This is a genomic window from Embleya scabrispora DSM 41855, assembly GCF_000372745.1.
Lineage (GTDB): Bacteria > Actinomycetota > Actinomycetes > Streptomycetales > Streptomycetaceae > Embleya > Embleya scabrispora.
Genome location: NZ_KB889675.1, coordinates 375,716 through 395,531 on the forward strand (window position 1 = coordinate 375,716; position 19,816 = coordinate 395,531).

General features: G+C 69.9%; 12 protein-coding genes. 7 read left to right on the forward strand and 5 right to left on the reverse strand.

From position 1 onward, the window contains the following. The first annotated feature begins 11 nt into the window (after positions 1-11). On the forward strand, positions 12-2,327 hold the full coding sequence (locus tag A3IC_RS0126965) for an arylsulfatase (RefSeq protein ID WP_020553186.1): 2,316 nt from the start codon (positions 12-14) through the stop codon (positions 2,325-2,327). Positions 2,328-2,419: 92 nt separating this feature from the next. Further along, a complete protein-coding gene (locus tag A3IC_RS56775; RefSeq protein WP_052173801.1) occupies positions 2,420-3,625 on the forward strand; it encodes a WD40 repeat domain-containing protein in 1,206 nt (401 codons plus the stop codon). A gap of 32 nt (positions 3,626-3,657) precedes the next feature. Here the strand turns inward: A3IC_RS56775 and A3IC_RS0126975 are convergent, their stop codons facing one another. Together A3IC_RS0126975 and A3IC_RS0126980 are read right to left on the reverse strand one after the other, a co-directional pair. Next, on the reverse strand, positions 3,658-4,227 hold the full coding sequence (locus A3IC_RS0126975; RefSeq protein WP_020553187.1) for a Uma2 family endonuclease: 570 nt from the start codon (positions 4,225-4,227) through the stop codon (positions 3,658-3,660). Between the two features lie 116 nt (positions 4,228-4,343). Further along, positions 4,344-5,237, reverse strand: coding sequence for a phenylalanine 4-monooxygenase (locus A3IC_RS0126980; RefSeq protein WP_020553188.1), 894 nt, complete (start codon positions 5,235-5,237; stop codon positions 4,344-4,346). Positions 5,238-5,552: 315 nt separating this feature from the next. On the opposite strand from A3IC_RS0126980, the gene A3IC_RS0126985 reads away from it, so the two are divergent. From A3IC_RS0126985 to A3IC_RS0127000, 4 genes are read left to right on the forward strand one after another with little or no spacing between them, the layout of a single operon-like run. After that, positions 5,553-7,580, forward strand: coding sequence for a dynamin family protein (locus tag A3IC_RS0126985; RefSeq protein ID WP_026218793.1), 2,028 nt, complete (start codon positions 5,553-5,555; stop codon positions 7,578-7,580). Next, complete coding sequence (locus A3IC_RS62720) at positions 7,577-8,689, forward strand: hypothetical protein (protein WP_020553190.1); 1,113 nt, start codon at positions 7,577-7,579, stop codon at positions 8,687-8,689. The genes A3IC_RS0126985 and A3IC_RS62720 overlap by 4 nt, the downstream gene beginning before the upstream one ends. Positions 8,690-8,732: 43 nt before the next feature. Continuing rightward, entirely contained in the window at positions 8,733-11,474 is a 2,742-nt protein-coding gene (locus tag A3IC_RS0126995; protein WP_020553191.1) for a dynamin family protein, read from the forward strand. A 28-nt stretch (positions 11,475-11,502) separates the two neighbouring features. Continuing rightward, entirely contained in the window at positions 11,503-13,476 is a 1,974-nt protein-coding gene (locus A3IC_RS0127000; RefSeq protein WP_020553192.1) for a dynamin family protein, read from the forward strand. A 126-nt stretch (positions 13,477-13,602) separates the two neighbouring features. Here the strand turns inward: A3IC_RS0127000 and hemW are convergent, their stop codons facing one another. The 3 genes from hemW to lepA form a co-directional block, all read right to left on the reverse strand. Beyond that, a complete protein-coding gene (hemW, locus tag A3IC_RS0127005) occupies positions 13,603-14,823 on the reverse strand; it encodes a radical SAM family heme chaperone HemW (RefSeq protein WP_020553193.1) in 1,221 nt (406 codons plus the stop codon). 67 nt (positions 14,824-14,890) lie between these two features. Beyond that, positions 14,891-16,759: an AMP-dependent synthetase/ligase gene (locus A3IC_RS0127010; protein ID WP_052173802.1), complete on the reverse strand. Its 1,869-nt coding sequence runs from the start codon at positions 16,757-16,759 to the stop codon at positions 14,891-14,893. 401 nt (positions 16,760-17,160) lie between these two features. Next, on the reverse strand, positions 17,161-19,014 hold the full coding sequence (gene lepA / locus A3IC_RS0127015; protein ID WP_026218795.1) for a translation elongation factor 4: 1,854 nt from the start codon (positions 19,012-19,014) through the stop codon (positions 17,161-17,163). Positions 19,015-19,434: 420 nt separating this feature from the next. On the opposite strand from lepA, the gene rpsT reads away from it, so the two are divergent. Beyond that, positions 19,435-19,701, forward strand: a complete 267-nt coding sequence (gene rpsT / locus A3IC_RS0127020) for a 30S ribosomal protein S20 (RefSeq protein WP_020553196.1) — start codon at positions 19,435-19,437, stop codon at positions 19,699-19,701. Positions 19,702-19,816: the final 115 nt, after the last annotated feature.

Below are 19,816 nucleotides of genomic sequence, written 5' to 3' on the forward strand. Positions count from 1 at the left end.
AGGAGCGTCACATGTCCATCCCCGACGAGCGACACCGGGATCCGTACGAGGGCTTCGGGGGTCGGGTCGGCCGCACCTTCTCCGCCTCCGAGCCGGCCTGGCCACAGCCGCGTTCGGCCCGCCCGGGCGCGCCGAACGTGGTCGTGGTGCTGATCGACGACATGGGCTACAGCGACATCGGCCCGTTCGGCTCGGAGATCCCCACCCCGACCCTGGACCGACTCGCCGAGCGGGGCCTGCGGCTGACGAACTATCACACGATGCCGCTGTGCTCGCCCGCCCGCGCGGCGCTGTTGACCGGGCTGAATCCGCACCGGGTCGGCTACGCGATGGTGGCCAACGCCGATCCCGGCTTCCCGGGCTACGGCATGGAGATCGCGGACGACATCCCGACCCTGCCGCAGACCCTGCACGACGCGGGCTACGCGACCTTCGCGGTCGGCAAGTGGCACCTGGTGCGCGACTCGGCGTCCAACGCGGCCGACCATCGCGGCAACTGGCCGCTGCAAAAGGGCTTCGACCAGTACTACGGCGTCCTGGAGGGCCTGACCAGCCTGTTCCATCCGCATCAACTGGTACGCGACAACTCGCCGTTGGACATCGACGAACTACCGAAGGACTACTACTACACGGACGACATCACCGATCAGGCGATCGGGATGATCAAGGGCCTGCGCGCACACGACCAGGACAAGCCGTTCTTCCTCTATGTCGCGCACAACGCGGTGCACGGTCCGTTGCAGGCGAAGGCCGCGGACATCGCGGCGCAGCAGGGCCGCTACGACCGGGGCTGGGACGTGCTGCGCGAGGAGCGCTTCGCCCGGCAGAAGGCGGCCGGCCTGTTCGAGCCGGGCACCCGGCTGCCCCGGCGCAACTTCGAGGCCGGGCAGGAGGTGGGCGCCTGGGCCGACCTGGATCCGCAGACCCGGCGGTTGTACGCGCGGTACATGGAGGTCTACGCGGGCATGGTCGCCAGCATCGACCACAACCTGGGCCGGCTGGTGGACACCCTGGAGGCGCTCGGCGAGTTGCACAACACCGTCATCGTGTTCACCTCGGACAACGGCGGAACCGGCGAGGGCGGCGCGGAGGGCACCCGCGCCTACTTCAAGCGGTTCAATCAGCACCCGGCCAAGCCCGCCGACTGGCGCGGCGACATCGACCTGGACCTGGACCTGATCGGCGGCCCGCGCAGCCTGATCCACTACCCGCGCGGCTGGGGCATGGCCTCGAACACGCCGTTTCGGCTGTACAAGGGTCAGACCTACGCGGGCGGGGTGCGGGTGCCGTTCGTCATCTCGTGGCCGGCCGGGTTGCGCGAGCACGGGGTGCGGCAGCAGTACCAGTACGTCACCGACGTGCTGCCCACGCTGCTCGACCTGGCCGGCGTGCCGGTTCCGGTGGAACGGGCGGGCGCGCCGACGCAGGAGTTGGACGGGACCTCGTTCACCGACGTGCTCGCGGATCCGGCGGCCCCATCGCGGCACGGCGAGCAGTACAGCGAGATGGTCGGCAATCGCAGCTATTACCGGCACCCGTACAAGCTGGTGACGCACCACCGGGCCGGCGACGCGTACGACGACGCGGAGTGGGCGCTGTACGACATCACCACGGACCCGACCGAGATCGACGACCTGGCCGACCGGCACCCGGACGTGGTCGAGGAGTTGGCCGCCGCGTGGGAGGCGGCGGCGTGGCGCAACGGAGTGTTCCCGCTCGCCGACGGCGGCGCGCTCGCGCTGCGCGGGCCGGCCGAGGAGCGGCTGCGCCGGCCGGTGCGGTTGCTCGCGGGCACACCGGAACTGGAGCGCTATCGCTCGGCGAAGCTGATCACGTTCCGGGACTTCGAGGTGCTCATCGAACTGGGCCGGCGCGGGGCCGCCGATCAGGGCGTGCTCGTCTCGCACGGCGATCAGGGCGGCGGTTACAGCGTCTATGTCGAAGCCGGCCGGTTGCACTTCGCCTACAACGAGTACGGCGAACTGCACGAGGTGGACGCCGGCGAACTGGCCCCGGACGCCCGGGTGGTGACGCTGACCGCACACGCGCGCCCGCACTTTCGCTGGGACTTCCGGGTCGGGGTGGACGGCGAGGACGTGGCCTGGCTGGAGGGCGTGCACATCCTGATCGGGATGGCCCCGCTCCAGGGGATCAGCGTCGGCGTCGACCGCAAGTCCCCGGTGTCCTGGCCGCTCTGGGAACGCCACGGCTCCTTCCGCTACACCGGCGAACTGACCGCGGTCACCTACACGCCGGGCCCACCGGCGCCGTACGACCCGGAGACGGTCGTGCGCGCGCTGCGCGAGGCGGCGGCCACGTTCGAGTAGCCGCCGCGCGGTGACCGTTCCCGGCTCGGGGAGGGGTCACCACCCGAGGCGTGGCCGCAATCCCGCTCGGACTTCCGCGCTAGCGTGCTCCGATGCGACAGGAACAGGTCACACTCGTTTTGCCGGACTCGGCCGGCCCCAAGTATCGGATGTTCGGCGTGTCCGGCGCCGAGTTCGTCCGGGCCTCGTGGTCCGGGAACGGAAAGGCGCGGGAGACGCGCAAGGAATTCGCGGATCCGGCCGCCGCGGTGGTCGCGCTGCGTCGGGAGACGGGCAAGGCGCTGCGGGCCGGGTTCGTCCGACTGGGCGGGACCGAGGATCCGGTGGTGCTGGAGTTCATGCCGCCGGGCAAGACCTCGTCGCGGGCGATGGACCTGCATCCGGACGGGCACACGGTGCTGATCGCCTACGACGGCGCGATCCGCCTCGTGGACGTGGCCGGCGGGACCCGGCGCACGGTGCACGCGGTGCCCGCGGCCGAGCGGCTGACCGGCATCGACAGCGCGCTGTTCGACGCCACCGGGTCGGCCGTGGTCTACACCGTCGGCGGCACCACCCGGCGGCTCGACCTGACCACACTGCGCGAGGAACAGCTGGCCTGTTACCGACAGTTCGAGGACGCGCTGTTCAATCCGCACACCGTGCAGCCGTCCTGGGACGCGGCCCGCGAACGGCTCGTGGTCTTCGACGCCGGCGACCGGGTGCGCGTCTTGGACGCGGCCGGCGCGCAGGTGTGCGAGGTGTCGACGCAGTCGCCGACCACCGAGTGCCGGGGGGCCGCGTTGTCTCCCTCGGGCCGGTTGTTGGGGGTGTGGCGGGTCAGTCGCGGACTGGTCTACGGCCACCGGGACGCGACCGACGATCCGACCAACGAGGTCGAGGTGTGGGACGTGGAGACCGGCCGCTTGGCCGCGCGGGTGCCGCTCGAGTGGGAGATCGGCAACCTCGGCTTCGATCCGAGCGACACCTTGCTCCTGGTCAACCGGGGTCGGGTGCACGGGCCGTTCGCGCTGTCGATCGACACCGGCGAGCCGGCCTGGCACTTCACCAACCCGTACCACCCCAACGGCTGGGCCACGTGCTACGCGTGGGCCTACTCACCGGACGGCCGACGCATCGCGGTGGGCGGCCACCGCACGGGTGCGCTGCATGTGTACGACGCGGACCTGCGCGAGGCTTCCGCCGGCCGGCTCCCCGGCTACGACGACCAACGCGTGCGTCGCCTGGCCTTCTCCACCGACGGCACGCTCCTCGCCACGGGCGGCGACTTCGGCCGGGTGTTCGTCCGGCGAGTGTGAGGTACCCGCCGGACACAGTCCCACGCTGTACTTCACGCGAAGTTCGAGGTGTCCAACGTCGTCGAGAAGGGGGCGGGCAGCTCGACCTCCTTACCGAATGGTCCGGTATGGAGCACCGTGTAGTCATCGCCTTCGAGTTCCGAGAACAGCGTCACCTTGCCCAGCTCTCGATCCACGAGAAGGTACAGCGGGATACCACTGCGTGCGTAACTACGACGCTTGGCCTCTCGGTCGATCTCGGCTCGTTGCGAGGTGACCTCGACAACCATGGCCACGCCCGCACACGGCATCCACGATTCGGCCCCGCGAAACAGGCTCAGCCCCTTGGGCGCGAACGTGCCGTCGGGAATGACGTGATTGCTCGGGAGGGCACCGGCGCTATCGACCCTGAGGCCCTTGTTCCCGGAAAAGTGCATCGGGGTCGCGGTGCCGGCCGCGATCTGATCCACCAACTCGGCAATGATGTGCTCGTGGTCCCCCAGCGGCGGCGGTGTCACGATGATCTCCCCCTCGATCAGCTCGGCGCGGAAGCCCAGGGGGGTGTCCAACGCCAGGAAGCCGTCCAGGAGGACGTCTTCCTGCGTGGGGATCTCGTGTGTCATAGCTGACATTCTGAACCCCTTCCGTAGTCGACGCGAGCATAAGGAGCCACTCGGGCGGGAGACCGGGCGTTCGACACCCGATCACCCGCACGAGTGAACGACTACGGAGGAGGGACCTACGGCGTCTTCGCCGAGGTCGTCAAGGTGGCGATCGAGTCGTCGGTGCAGGTGGCCCAGAAGGCGCCGACGAGGTCCTCCAGGTGGGTCATCGAGCGGGCCGCGAACAGGATGTCCTGGTAGTGGGTGATGTCGTACTGCATCGTGCCCATCGCCACCAGGTCCAGGTCGCGGATGTCGACGGTGCGGAACTCGCGGATCTCGCCGTAGGACGACAGGATCCCCGCGCCGTAGGCCTTGAGTGCGCCAGCCTCGTGCATGACGCCGAATTCCAGGGTGAACCAGAAGACCTTCGAGACGAATTCCAGCGCCTCACGGCTCTCCACCCGGCGGGCCGCCTCACCGGCCACCCGGTACAGCGCGGCGAACCGGTCCGAGGCGAGCATGTTGGCGTGCCCGATCACCTCGTGGATGACGTCCGGCTCGGGGGTGTACAGCGGCACGCTGTGGTGGCGGATGTACTGCGTGGAGTGGAAGTACGAGTCGGCCAGTGATCCGTAGAAGTCGCGCAGCGGGACCAGGCCGGCCGCGGGCAGGTAACGGAATCCGGTGAGCGGTTCCAGCGCGCCGCTGACCTCCTCCAACTGGGGGATCCGGTCGGTCGGCAGCTTCAGCCGCGCGGTGCCCTCCAAGTAGTCCGCGACCGCGTACTCCGCGTGCGAGACGGACAACTCGTGCGAGACGAGGCGCCAGACCTCGTGCTCCTCCTCGGTGTACTCGACCTCCGGGATCGGGTCGCCGCGCCGGTGGTCCAGGGCCAGCTCCGCGATCCGATTCCGGCGCTCGCGGTACACCGCGTCCGCGAACCCCGGGTGGCTGCGGGACAGCTCGACCTCGACTCCGCCGTCGGCCCTACGGGTGACCGGGGCCAGATACTGGGCCTCCTCGAACATGCCATCTCCTGATCGCATCGGAATCGACTCGCCAAACGAGCCGAGGAACCCGCACGCAACCAGTATGCGCCGAATACATACCATTCGTGCCGATCGGGCTGAATGAGGCAATGGCGTGGATCAGGTGCGAGGGATCGCCTCGGCGCCTATATCGCATCATTTGGACGGCCGTCTCACAAGGGCCACAGCGGTTCCGCCGAACGGCCCGGCCGGCATGCACACGCACCGAGACGGGATTCGAGCCCGCGTGGCAGGATCGCCCGTACATCGGGGAGGGCACCGTCGGGAGGGGGCGCGGTGGTGGATTCTCGCGGCATGGCCGGGGATCGTTCGAAACGACGCGACGTGGTCGAGGCACTCACCGAGACCTCCGACCACCTCGACTTCGCACTCGCCATGGTCCGCCGCATCGTCGGCGACCAGGAGCGACTGACACAGCTGACCGAACGCATCCGCGAGATCGAGACGCGACTGCGCGACGACCGGTACTACCTCGCCGTGATCGGCGAATTCTCGGCAGGCAAGAGCACGTTCATCAACGCGCTCCTGACCGAGGACCTGTTGCCCACCTCGGCGCTGCCCACCACGGGCGCCGCGACCAGGATCACCTACGGTGACGAGTTCGCCGTCGAGGTGCGCTTCCACGGCGACGGGATCCGCTACGTCTACCCCTCCGGGCGCTACACCGGCGCGGCCAGTCCGCTCGGCCGGATGCTCGCGCATCTCGCCCCGGACGTGGCCGTTCCCGACGACACGGCCGGCATCCTGCGGCTGCTCACCGCCGACGACACGATCGCGCCGCGCGTACAGAGCCTGGAGGTCCGCCATCCCGCCGACGCGCTGCGCGACGGGTTGGTGATCATCGACACACCCGGCACCAACGCCCGCGTCGGACACACCGAGATCACCCGCGCGGTGATGCGCGACATCGCCGACGTCGCGGCGGTGCTCACCGCGTCCACGTCGCCCTCGCCGGTGTCGTTGGCCGAGTTCCTGACCGACGCGCTCGACCCCGGCCAACTGCGCCGCTGCATCGTCCTGGTCACCAAGATGGACCACATCGACGAGGACGAGCGGGAGGACCTGCTCGCGCACGTACGGCAGCGCTTCGCCCGGATGTTGGGCGTGACCGACCCGGTGGTCGAGCCGGTCGCCGCCGAGCCGGTGGTCCGGCTCGCCTCCGGACGGCCCCTGCGCGGGCCGGAACAGGCCCACTGGGCCGAGGAGTTCCCCCGCACGCTGGCCCGACTTCGGGACCTGATGCAGCGTCAGCGCATCGTCGCGGTATCCGACCACCTGCTGCGGCTCCTGGAGGACCTGCTCGACGAACTGCGCCGCGAGGTGACTCTCGCCGAGCAGCGGCTGGACGCCGAGGACGCCGAACTCGCAGGCGCCCGGATCGCCGACATGGCCGCATTCGTCCGGGCCCAACACGGCGAGACCGCGCGCCTGCTGGGCGCCGGCGCCCAGCGCGCGCAGCAGGCGGTCGGCGGCATGGCCCCCCAGTGGTGGCGCTACACCCAGGCCGAGATCGACCACGCGCTGGACGGTGCGGAGACCCCGGACGAACTGCGCGCGGTGATCGCGGTCCGCGCGCCCGAACTGATCCGACAGGGCCTGCCCCGGATCGGCGACATCGTGCAGCAGGCCGTCACCGGCGCGCTGGCCACCGCCGCCGAGAGCGCACGGGCGGCCGCGGACACCGCGTTCGAGGCGGCGTATCGCAAGCTCGGCGCGATCCATCGCCCGGCCGGACCGGACCGGGTCACCGTGCTGACCGGGCATCAACTCGCGGACGCGGCGATGCGCGCCTATCAGGATTCGGTCACCGGGGTCACCCAGCAGATCCGCGCCGTCCGACTCGACCCGGCCGGCCCGCGCACCCCCGGCGCGCGGATCGGCGGCGCGCTGGACCAGTGGTTCGGCGGCGCCCGAAACGGCGACCCGGGGGCGTCCTCCGGCCGGGCCGGCTTCGCCGGATTCATGGCCAAAGTGGCCGATTCACTCTCATCCACTGACATGACGGCTCTGCGGAACCGCGCACGGGCCGAAATGCATCAGACACTGCGAACCGTCGCGGACGGTTTGTCCCGACAGATCGACGAGGCCGTCGGCACGGCCACGACGCACTATTCGCTGGACGTCTCGCAACACGTGGACCGCTACCGGGCCAGGTACGAGGCGACGGTCGCCGAACTGGTGGCCGAGCATCACCGCCGTGAGGATATTCTCGCGGCTCGCAGAAGCCTGTTGCAGGACGCGGACAGGCAGACGGAACGGCGCCGCGACACGGTGAACAACCAGCGCGAGCGCCTCACACGCCGGGGGGAATTCGGCAGATGAGCGACTACACGCACGACGACGACCTGTTCGCGATGGTCTCCGACGACACCATCGACACGCTGGACACCGCCGACGGGGGCACTGTCGCGGCACCACTGTGGGAGACCGACGCGGGCGGCGAGAGCAACGGCGGTACCTACCCCAACTCCACTCTGCCGTACACCGACCCGAACTTCGATCCGCTCAACGACCCGAACTACGACCCGTTCCACGCGGACAGCGACGGTGACGGCCGGATCGACGCGTACGACCCGCACATGTTCGACCCCAACGACAACAACGAGCCCGTCGCCACGCCCAGTCAGCAGTGGTACGACGACCAGGTCGCCAACGACCCGTACGGCGATCCCTATGGCGACCCGTACGCGGACCCCTACGGCGACCCGTACGGCACCGACCCGTACGAGCCGCAGGGCAACGACCCGTACGCGGACCCGGCGAGCCACCCCGGCACGGGCAACACCGAGCCCGGCGTCCCGGCCGCGTGGGGCGCGGTCCCCGACGACCAGGGCAACTGGGAGTACCACGCGCCGGGCAACTGGACGCCGGCGCAGTTCGACGGTTTCGGCGACCCGGTCGGCGACGCGCAGTACTGGCAGCAGCAGGTCAGCCCGACCAGCTGCGCGGTGGTCTCCCAGGGCATGATCCTGGAGAAGCTCACCGGCGTGCCGCTGGACGAGAACGCGCTGATGACCGAGGCCCAGCAGGCCGGCATCTACGACCCCGAGAACGGCACCAGAACCGACGACATCGGCAAGCTGCTCGAGATGCACGGCGTGGACACCGACATGGTGCCGGGCGCCGACATGCGGCAGATGCTCGACGCGCTGGAGAAGGGCGACCAGGTCATCGTCGCGCTGGACGCGCAGGAGATCTGGTCCCCGATGCAGGACCCGGCCACCGGTGCGCCGATGGAGCAGGACCCCACGATGGGACACGCCGTGTGGGTCACCGGCATCGACACCCAGCCCGACGGCTCGGTCTACGTCCTGCTCAACGACCCGGGCGCGCCGTTCGGCCAGACCGAGCCGGTTCCGCTGGCGGACTTCGTCAACGCGTGGCAGGACCGGGACACCACGATGATCGTCGCCCACCCGACGCACGCCTGATCGTTCGACATCACAACGGATTCGATGGGAGTAGGGAGAACACATGTCGTTCGATCGTGAACACGTGCTGCGCCAGGCCGCACAGGTACAGCCGCGCCGACGCCCGGGCGTCGCGGGCCTGTTGAGCGGGATCCACCGCAGCGACGAGCTGCGCGGCTGGGTCACCATGGAATCGGTGGCGCTGCCGCCGGTGCCCGAGCGAACCGCGAACGGCTGGACGCTGTGGAGCCTGATCGGGGTCGGCAAGGCCACCCCGGGGCGCCGCGAACTGCCGATCCACCCCGTGTGGGGCGCGGTCCAGTGGGCCTGGCCGTCCGAGGACGTGCTGCGGCACGTGAAGCTGACCGAGCTGCCCGAGGTCGCCAAGTCGATCGAGAGCACGATCGGGGACGAGGCCGCCTGGTCGCTGTCCATGCAGCCGGAGGCGCTGGCCGAGCGGGCCCGCTTCTTCCAATCGCTCGGCCGCTTCCTGGCCGACCCCGACGCGGACGCGAAGGGCGGCCCGAAGATCCTGGCCGGCCTCTACGCGCGGGTGATGCCCAGCGGTGCGGTGGCCGCGTACCACCACCTCGTGCCGAGCACGGCGTCGTGGCTGCGCGCCGGTGCGCCGCGTGAGGCGGCCGCGCGCCGCGACTCGGGCGACTCGCCCACCGGCCGACCCGGCCCGTCGGGGCAGACGGCGGACCGGAGGCAGGCCCCGGCTCCGGGTCCGCGCCCGGCGGGCGACGCTTCGGCTGTTCCGGGGCCGAACCCGGGCTGGGCGGGTCGCCTCGCGGGCGGCCCGTCCGGCGCGGGTGGCCCGGGTGGGTCCGGCGGGTCGGGTGGGTCGACGCCGGTCGCGTCGCCACCGGCCGCGCGGGTGCCGCAGGCCGCGCCGGTGGCGCAGGTCGCCGCGCCTGCGCCGCCGGCCCCGCGTACGCCTGTCACCCCGTCCGTCACCCCCGCCGGCGCGCCGGCCGCCCCCTCGTCCGCGCCGACCCCGCCCGGATCGGTGACCAGCCTGGTCAAGCAGGCGCCGTCGGCGACCACGCTCGGCCGGCGGATCAACGACGCGCAGGCGATCGCCGGCGACTTCGGTCTGGACGCCATCGCCGCCGAACTGGACCGGTTGCGGGCCCGGATGCGCCGGCCCGGGCTGCGGATCGCGGTGGTCGGCGAGTTCGGCCGCGGCAAGTCGTCGCTGATCAACCGGCTGCTCGGCGCCCCGGTGCTGCCCGAGGGTCGGCACACCCCGGTGCCCCTGGTGATCGCCGCCGGGCCGGAGCCGCGCCTGGAGTTGCAGTTCGCCGACGGGCGGGCCGAACCCAGGCCGGCGGTGTCCGCGTCGTGGGACGAGATACACCGGCTGAGTGAGCGTGAGGATGCGGACCAGGCCCGGTTGGTCGGCGTTCGCGTGCTCGTCGCCGACTCCGAGCTGGCCCGGCTGGACGTCGAGTTGGTGGACACGCCCGGCGTCAATGCCGGGCGCGGCAAGGGCACGGACGCCGAGGAGCACGACCGCAGGACCGAGGACCTGGTCCGGCGCACCGTCGCGGCCAGTGACGCGGTGCTGATGGTGGTTTCCGCGAGCGCGCCGCTCGGCCTGTCCGAGACCGCGTTCCTGGAGGAGGAGGTGATCGCCCGGCACGTGCCGCGGATCACCGTGGTGGTGTCCAAGCTGGACACCGTCGACGAGGACGAGCGCGAGGACATCGTCGACTACCTCGGCGGCCGGGTGCGTCGCATCTCGCCGACCCTGCAGGTGCTGGCCGGCCCGCATCGCGAGGACGTCTCGCCGGTGGCCGGCGTGTTCGAGCGCATCACCGAGTACACCACCTCCGGCGGTCGGCGCAGCATGCGCTCACGGCAGACCGCGGGCCAACTGCTCTCATTGCTCGACGAGATGGCCCAGGTGGGCCGGGACGGCCTGGCCGCGGCCGAACTCGGTGCGGCCGAACGGCGGCGCGCCGTCGAGCAGTCCGAGGTGGAGATCGACCGGATGTCCGCCGAGTGGGGCAAGGTCCGGGTCGAACTCCAGCAGCGGCGCACGCAGACCGCGGAGAAGTTCCGCGAGCACCTCCAGCTCTCGCGCGGCGACCTGTTGGACACGCTGCGCTACGAGATGGAGCGCGCGCCGGACCCGCGGACCTGGTGGGAGCGCGATCTGCCGTTCCGGCTGCGCCGCGAACTCACCGCGCTGGCCAAGAAGTTCGAGGCCCAGCTGCACTCCAGCGTGCAGGCCGACGTGCAGTGGCTGGACGCGAAGATGAAGCTGCACTTCGGACGCGGCAGCGGATACCGGCTGGAGAAGGTCGAGCAGTTGTCCACCGAGTTCGAACTCGGCGAGGCGGAGTCGCTGGGCCTGAAGGACCTCAAGAGCCGCAAGCTCGCCTGGCGGATCGGCCCGACCGGCCTCGCCGTGCTCGGCGCGCTGCTGATCCCGCTCACCGGCGGCGTCTCCGCGCTGCCGATGGGCGCGAGCATGGCCGCGTCGGCGGGCGGCATGGTGCTCGGCGAGGTCAAGTCGACATCGCTGACCGAGGGTCAGCGCGCGCAGGCGATGAAGGTTTTGGAGCCGATGGTCGAGGAGGTGCTCGGCGGCTTCTCCGAGGAGGTCTCCAAGCGCCTGCACACGCTGTACGCCGGGGTGATGGACGAGGCGGTGCGCGGCCAGAAGGCGTGGCGGACCGATCGGCAGACCGCGCTGGCCAAGGTCGGCACCGATGGACCCGCATGGCAGGATCTCATCTCGCGCAGCGAGCAGCTCGGGGTCCAGCTCAACACCATGCTGGGCGCCAGAGGCTGAGCAGCCGTCGAGGAGGGGAGCGTTCAGGGTGGACAGGGGTCACGGGGCGGCCGATGGGGCCTACGCGGGTTACGGCGCGTGGCGCGCACGGCAGGAGACCCTGGTCGGCCTGATCGACCGGCTCACGCCGATCGTGGCCGGACTGCGGATCGGTGCGGGCGTCAAGAAGTTGGACTCGTTGAAGCAGCGGGCCGCGTCCGAGGCGTTCAAGGTGATGATCGTCGGCGAGTTCAAGCGCGGCAAGAGCACGGTGATCAACTCGATGCTCGGCGAGAAGGTGCTGCCCTCCTTCGCGCGTCCGTGTACGGCGATCATCAACGAGGTGACGTGGGGTGACACCCGCTCGGCGCTGATCTATCCGCTGGAAGCGGACGGCACGCCGGGCGATCCGCTGACCGTCGGCGTGGACGAGATCGCCGACTACGTCACGATCGGCGCGGACGACGACAACACCCCGAACCCGTACGAGCGGGCGGTGGTGCGCTGGCCGCTCGAACTGTGCCGCAACGGCGTCGTGGTGGTCGACTCGCCGGGCCTCAACGAGGCTCCCGAGCGTGAGAAGGTCACCCTGAACTACCTCGAACAGGCCGACGTGCTGGTGTTCGTGGTGGACTGCCAGGCCGCGATGTCGCGCAGCGAACAGCTCTTCCTGGACGTGCACGTCAAGGCGCGCGGGCACGAGGACGTGTTCTACGTCGGCAACAAGATCAACCTGGTCGAGGAGGAGGAGCGCGAGGACGTGCAGCGGGAGATCCGCAAGCGCCTCTCGCCCTACCTCTCCCGCCCGGACCGGGTCTTCTTCGTCAACGCCCGGGCCGCGCTGACCGGCCGGCAGAAGGGCGACCCGGACCTGCTGGCGGGCTCCGGAATGCCCGAACTCGAGCGTGGTCTGGAGGACTTCCTGACCCGCGAGCGCGGTCGGGCCAAGATCCTGTCGCCCGCGCGGGAACTCAAGTACCTGCTGATCGAGGCGCGCGAGCAGATCGACCGCAAGGAGGCGCTCCTGACCCAGGACGTCGAGGAGCTGCGGGCCACCTACGAACGGGTCCAGGGTCCGCTGACCCGGCTGGAGCAGAATCGGCGGGTGATCGTCGCGCAGATGGAGGAGCACCTGCGCGAGACCCGCGGCGAGGTGGAGGCCGCGACCCGGCGGTTCATGGAGCGGGTCGCCGCGAACATCCCGAACTGGGCGCAGGAGTACGACCCGAGCAACACCATCGGCGCCAATCCGTTCAACGCCCGGGAGAAGATGGAGGCGGCGGTCAAGGAGATCACCGACCACCTCTCCGGACGGGTCCAGGTCGAGTTCGCGCAGTGGCAGGAGAACGAGCTCAAGCCGCTCGTCGCACGTCGCGTCGAGGACATGGAGCGGATGATCGACGACGACGTGAAGCAGTTCGTCACCCGCATCGACGAGATCCGCGCATCGCTCACCGCCGGCCCGGTCGGCACCGACGAGGACGGCAAACCCTCGACGCCGATCGAGCGGCTGCTCGCGGACGCGGTCAGCTTCGTGCTCGACCCGGCGACCGCGGTCTCCGGCGGCAAGTTCAACCTCAGGTCGATGCTCACCGCCCTGCTGCCGCAGATCGCGGTCGGCACGGCGGCCTTCCTGGTCGGCCTGGGCCCGTTCGTGATCCTCGGCGCGGTGCTCGGCTCGACCGTGTTCAAGGGCGCGCTGCAGTTGAACAAGGCCAACCGCCGGCTCAAGGAACAGGTCGCCGAGCAGGTCCAGGTGGAACTGCGCAACCAGGCCGACACCGACGTGACCAACCTGGGCGAAGAGGTGGTCAAGCAACTCCGCAAGATGCGCGACGCGATCGCCCAGGGCCTGGACGCGGAAATCAAGTCGATCCGCGACGAGGTGGGCGCAGCCCTACGCACGAAGGAACAGGGCGAGTCCGACGCGAAACGCGAAAGCACCGAAATGCGCCGCTACGCCCAAGAACTCAACCGAGTCGACGAGTCCCTGGCCGACCTGATCATGGACGTGGCAATGTAACCGGCTTCCACCCCGGAACAGTCCGCACCCTCCGACGCCGGCTGAGCAAACACCGGCCCGGCCGGCGTCGAAGGCCACTCGGCCCGGCAGGCGAAGCAGCCCGGCCGGCGCTTGAGGCCAAGCCCGCTAGTCGACCAAATCCCGCACAACCGCATCAGCCAACAACCGCCCGCGCAGCGTAAGCACAACCCGATCCCCCGCAAGGGGCAAAAGCAGCCCGTCGACCACGGCCCGGTCCGCCGCCTTCCTCCCCACCTCCGTCAGGAGCGAGCGCGGGACGCCATCGGACAGCCGCAGTTCGAGCAGGATCCGCTCGACCCGCCGGTCCTCCGCGGTGAGCACCTCACGCGCCTGGGCGGGAGAGGTGTCCCCGGCCAGCCGCTGCGCGTACGCGGCCGGATGCCGGACGTTCCACCACCGCACGCCGCCCACGTGGCTGTGCGCGCCCGGCCCCGCGCCCCACCAGTCGGCGCCGGTCCAGTACAGCTCGTTGTGCCGGCAGCGTGCCGCGACGTCGGTCGCCCAGTTGGACACCTCGTACCAGCCGAGCCCCGCGGCGGTGAACGCCTCGTCCGCCATCAGGTATCGGTCCGCGAGCACGTCGTCGTCCGGCATCGGCAGTTCACCGCGCCGCACCCGGCCGGCCAGCCGCGTACCGTCCTCGACGATCAGCGCATACGCCGAGACGTGGTCGGGACGAGCGCCGAGCACCGCGTCCAGCGAGGCCCGCCAGTCCTCGTCGGACTCCCCCGGCGTGCCGTAGATCAGATCCAGGTTGACGTGCTCGAACCCGGCCGCCCGCGCGTCGGCCACGCACTGCTCCGGCCGCCCCGGGGTGTGCCTGCGGTCCAGGATCTGCAACACGTGCCTGCGCGCGCTCTGCATGCCGAACGACAGCCGGTTGAAGCCACCCGCGAGCAGCGTGTCCAGATAGGCCGGATCCACCGACTCGGGGTTGGCCTCGGTGGTCACCTCGGCCCCGGCGGCCAGGCCGAACTCGTCCCGGATCGCACCCAGGATCCGGGCCAGGTCCGCGGCCGGCAGCAGGGTGGGCGTGCCGCCGCCGAAGAACACCGTCTCCACCGGCCGGTCCACCTCGCCCAGCAACCGCCGGGCCAGCCGGATCTCGGCGATCGCGTCGTCCGCGTAGGACCCCTGCGAGGCCGATCCGCCCAGCTCGGTCGCGGTGTAGGTGTTGAAGTCGCAGTAACCGCACCGCGACGCGCAGTAGGGCACATGCACGTAGAAGCCGAACGGGCGACTCGCGCCCGCGAACTCGGCCAGTGCGGACGCGGGCAGCGAACCGTCTTCGGGCACGGGCAGACCGTCGGGGGGTGCGGAGGGCATCCTCCCATTGTCCACGAGCCGGCGACCGGCCCGGCGGTTGCCCGATGCCCGCGGACCGGCCCCGGGCTCAGGTGACCAGCGTGCCCTTGTACATGTCCTCCAGCAGCTCCGCGTACTGCTGCTCCACCGCCCGCCGCTTGACCTTCAGACTGGGCGTCAGCTCACCGTGCTCGACGCTCAGATCGCGCGGCAGGATGGCGAACTTCTTCACCGTCTGCCAGCGCTGGAGACCGGCGTTGAGCTCGTCGAGACAGTCGGCGATGAGCGCACGGGCCTCGGCGCCGGCGGCCAGTTCCTCGTACGACTTGTCCCGCAGCGCCGGTCGCTCGGCGGCCCAGCCTCGGATCGCGTCCGGGTCCAGGGTGATCAGCGCGGAGCAGAAGTTGCGGCCTTCGCCGTGCACGAGGATGTTGCTGACGTACGGGCACATGCCCTTGAACCGGCCCTCGATCTCGCTGGGCGCCACGTACTTCCCGCCGGACGTCTTGATCAGGTCCTTCTTGCGGTCGGTGATGCGCAGGAAGCCGTCCTCGATCACCGCGATGTCGCCGGTGTGCAGCCAGCCGTCCTCGGTGAGCACCTCGGCCGTGGCCTCGGGATTGTTGTGATAGCCCTGCATCACCGCCGGGCCGCGCACGAGCAGTTCGCCGTCCTCGGCGATGCGCAGCTCCGAGCCGGGCAGCACCACGCCGACGGTGCCGATGCGGTGCGCGTCGTAGCGGTTGACCGAGCTGCCCGCGCTGGCCTCGGTCAGGCCGTAGCCCTCCAGGATGGGAATGCCGATCGCGTCGAAGAACTCCGCGACATCGGGCGAGAGCGCCACACTGCCGGAGATACAACCCTTGAGCCGGCCGCCGAACAGGTCGCGCAGCTTGGCGAAGACGAGCCGGTCGGCCAGCCGGTACTTGGCGTTCAGCAGCGCGGAAGGAGTACGCCCCGCCTGGCGGGTCTGCGACATCTCCCGACCGACGCCGATCGCCCACCGGAAGATCTTGTACTTGAGGCCGCCCTCGGCACGCATCCGCACGTGCACGGAGTTGTACACCTTCTCGAACACCCGCGGCGCGGCGGCCATGAAGGTCGGCCGCACGATCGGGAGGTTGGTGATCAACTTTGGTATCCGACCGTCGATCGCGGTCGGGTAGCCGATCCGGATCTGGCCGGACATCATCACCTTGCCGTAGCAGTGCGCGAGCGGCAGCCACAGATACTGCAATTCGTCGGTGTCGGTCAGCCTCATCGCCGCCTGCGCGGCGGCCTGATAGGCCCACGTGTCGTGCGCCAGCCGGACACCCTTGGGCCGACCGGTGGTACCGGAGGTGTAGATCAGCGTCGCGAGCTGGTCCCGGGTGATCGCGGCGACCCTGGTCTCGATCAGGTCGGGCTCCGTGTCCAGCCGGGCTCGGCCGAGTTCCTCCAATGCGGCGAGGGTGATCACCCAGTCGTCGGCGTCCCGGTCGGACCCGTCGTCGAAGACGATCACCTTGCGCACCGCGCCCAGGGCGGCCCGCTCACCGCGCAGCTTGGCGAGTTGGGCGTCGTCGGCAACGAAGGCCACCACACTGCCGGAGTCGGCCAGGATGAAGGCCGCCTCGTCGGCGTTGGTGGTCGGATAGACGGTGGTCGTGGCCGCGCCGGCGCACATGATGCCCAGGTCCGCGAGCACCCATTCGAGCCTGGTCTCGGCAACGATCGCGACCCGGTCCTCGGGCTCGACACCCAGCATCACCAGACCGGCGGCAATCGCCTTCGCCCGGTCGCCGGCCTGCCCCCAGGTGAGCGAACGCCATTCCTCACGGTCACCGTCACCCACCGGCACCGGGTGCCGGTATGCCTCGCGCTCGGGCGTCGCGCGAATACGCTCCAGGAAGTCCACGGCGATGGACGGCGGGCGATTGTCGGTGCCGACGGGCTCTGGACTCACTGCGGCCTCCATGTCCTGAGGGATGACACAGCCTGGGGAATGACACCGCCTGGGGAATGACAGCTCGGGCGGATGCGGGAAGTGGCGGCGATGCCGAGTACCCGTGTCGATACCCGTATCCACGGTGACGAGGGCCGGATATCGCCGACGGACGGAGCGCGGAACGTTCGGTATAGCGGGAGTAAAAGCAAAGCGGGTGCATCGGTTGTGCCCGATGCACCCGCAACGTACGCCGCCGCAGGGCTACGCGGTAGTAGCTTCGCCCGGATCCGCCTGCGAATCGCGTCGCCACACCCGCTGTGCCCAGCCGCCGGCCCGGCGCCCACCCGCGCCCCGGCCGGCCGTGTCCTACATCCCGCCGTGCTGTTTCCTGCTTCGCTGCTGCCTGCCGCTGCCGCCTACATGTTCGCCGGCTACTTCTTGCCGCCGCTGTCGTCGGTGGACAGCGCCGCGATGAACGCCTCCTGCGGCACCTCCACGCGGCCGACCATCTTCATCCGCTTCTTGCCTTCCTTCTGCTTTTCCAGCAGCTTGCGCTTGCGGCTGATGTCACCGCCGTAGCACTTGGCGAGCACGTCCTTACGGATGGCGCGGATGTTCTCGCGGGCGATCACCCGCGCACCGACCGCGGCCTGGATCGGCACCTCGAACTGCTGACGCGGAATCAACTCGCGCAGCTTCTTGGTCATCTCGACGCCGTAGTTGTACGCCTTGTCCTTGTGCACGATCGCGCTGAACGCGTCGACGGCCTCGCCCTGGAGCAGGATGTCGACCTTTACCAGCGCGGATTCCTGCTCGCCGGTGGTCTCGTAGTCGAGCGACGCGTAGCCGCGCGTCTTGGACTTGAGCGCGTCGAAGAAGTCGAACACGATCTCCGCGAGCGGCAGCGTGTAGCGCAGCTCGACCCGGTCCTCGGAGAGGTAGTCCATCCCGATCTGCACCCCGCGCCGGGTCTGGCACAGATCCATGATCGTGCCGATGTACTCGCTCGGCGCCAGGATCGTGGCCCGCACCACCGGCTCGTGCACCTCGGCCACCTTGCCGCCGGGGAATTCGCTCGGGTTGGTCACGGTGTGCTCGGTGCCGTCCTCCATGACGACGCGGTACACCACGCTGGGCGCGGTGGAGATCAGCTCCAGGTTGAACTCGCGCTCCAGCCGCTCCCGGACGATCTCCAGGTGCAGCAGGCCCAGGAACCCGCAGCGGAAACCGAATCCGAGCGCGACCGAGGTCTCCGGCTCGTACACCAGCGCGGCGTCGTTGAGCTGGAGCTTGTCGAGCGCGTCGCGCAGCTCGGGGTAGTCCGACCCGTCCAGCGGATACAGGCCGGAGAACACCATCGGCTTGGGGTCCTTGTAACCCCCGAGCGCCTCGGTCGCGCCGTGGTGCAGGGAGGTGATCGTGTCACCGACCCGGGACTGCCGAACGTCCTTCACGCCGGTGATGATGTAGCCGACCTCGCCGACGCTCAGACCGTCGGACGGCTTGGGCTCGGGCGAGATGACCCCGATCTCCAGGAGCTCGTGGGTCACCCCCGTGGACATCATCTGGATCCGCTCGCGCTTCTTCAGGTCGCCGTCGATCACGCGGACGTAGGTGACCACACCCCGGTACGAGTCGTAGACCGAGTCGAAGATCATCGCGCGGGCGGGCGCGTCCTTGACGCCGATCGGCGGCGGGACCAGGCGTACGCACTCGTCCAGCAGCTCCGGCACACCCACGCCGGTCTTGCCGGAGACCCTGAGCACATCCTCCGGGTCGCAGCCGATGATGTGCGCGAGTTCGGCCGCGTACTTCTCGGGCTGGGCGGCCGGCAGGTCGATCTTGTTCAGCACCGGGATGATCTGGAGGTCGTTCTCCAGGGCCAGATAGAGGTTGGCAAGCGTCTGCGCCTCGATCCCCTGTGCCGCGTCGACCAGGAGGATCGCGCCCTCACAGGCCGCCAGCGATCGGGACACCTCGTACGTGAAGTCCACGTGTCCGGGGGTGTCGATCATGTTGAGGATGTGGATTTGGCCATCGGGGGCCGTCCACGGCAGCCGCACCGCCTGCGACTTGATGGTGATTCCGCGCTCACGCTCGATGTCCATGCGGTCGAGGTACTGCGCGCGCATCTGTCGCGCATCGACCACACCGGTGATCTGAAGCATCCGGTCGGCGAGCGTCGACTTGCCGTGGTCGATGTGGGCGATGATGCAGAAGTTCCGGATCAGCGCCGGGTCGGTACGGCTGGGCTCCGGCACGTTCACTGGCGGGGTCGCGGGCACGCGGGCTTCCAGATTCTCGATCGGGTGGACTGGCGAGGGCTTGCGAAGGGCTTGCGGTTTTGCGGTCCTGCGGTCTCGTGAGGCTCCTGCGGTCTCGCGGAGACCCTGCGGTCTCGCGGGGCCCTGCGGTCTCGCGAAGATCCCGCAGGTGGCACGTGGGATCCGGGTGGGACCGCCGGTGTTCCCTACATCGTCCCATGCGGCACGGGTGAGCCGCGTTGGTGGAGCGGGCGAGGGCGGTTCGAGTCGCGTCCCGAGGGGGTTCGGGGGGTGGTGGGCCGTCCGGGTGTTTGTGGACCCGTTGATCACTGGTAATCTGATGGATCGCGTGTGGCGTACGTGTCTCTGCCACGCAAGTCAACGTCCGGACGGGCCCTCTCCCTGGATCGGATCCCGACCTAGTACTCAGAAGGCTCTTTCGTGGCGAACATCAAGTCCCAGATCAAGCGCAACAAGACGAACGAGATTGCGCGTCAGCGCAACAAGGCCGTCAAGTCGGAGCTCAAGACCTTCGTGCGCAAGGCGCGCGAGGCGGCCGAGGCCGGCAACGTCGAGCAGGCCGAGGCGCTCACCCGCCTCGCGGCCCGCAAGCTCGACAAGGCCGTCAGCAAGGGTGTCATCCACAAGAACCAGGCCGCCAACAAGAAGTCGGCGCTGGAGAAGCGTGTCGCGACGGCCAAGGCCTGATTCGCGCATCCGCACCGTGTGACACCCGAGCGCTTGCGCTCGTAGTGACTTCGAAGGCGCCGTCCCCGGGATTCCGGGGGCGGCGCCTTTGTGGTGGGCGGCGCGCGTGTGGGGG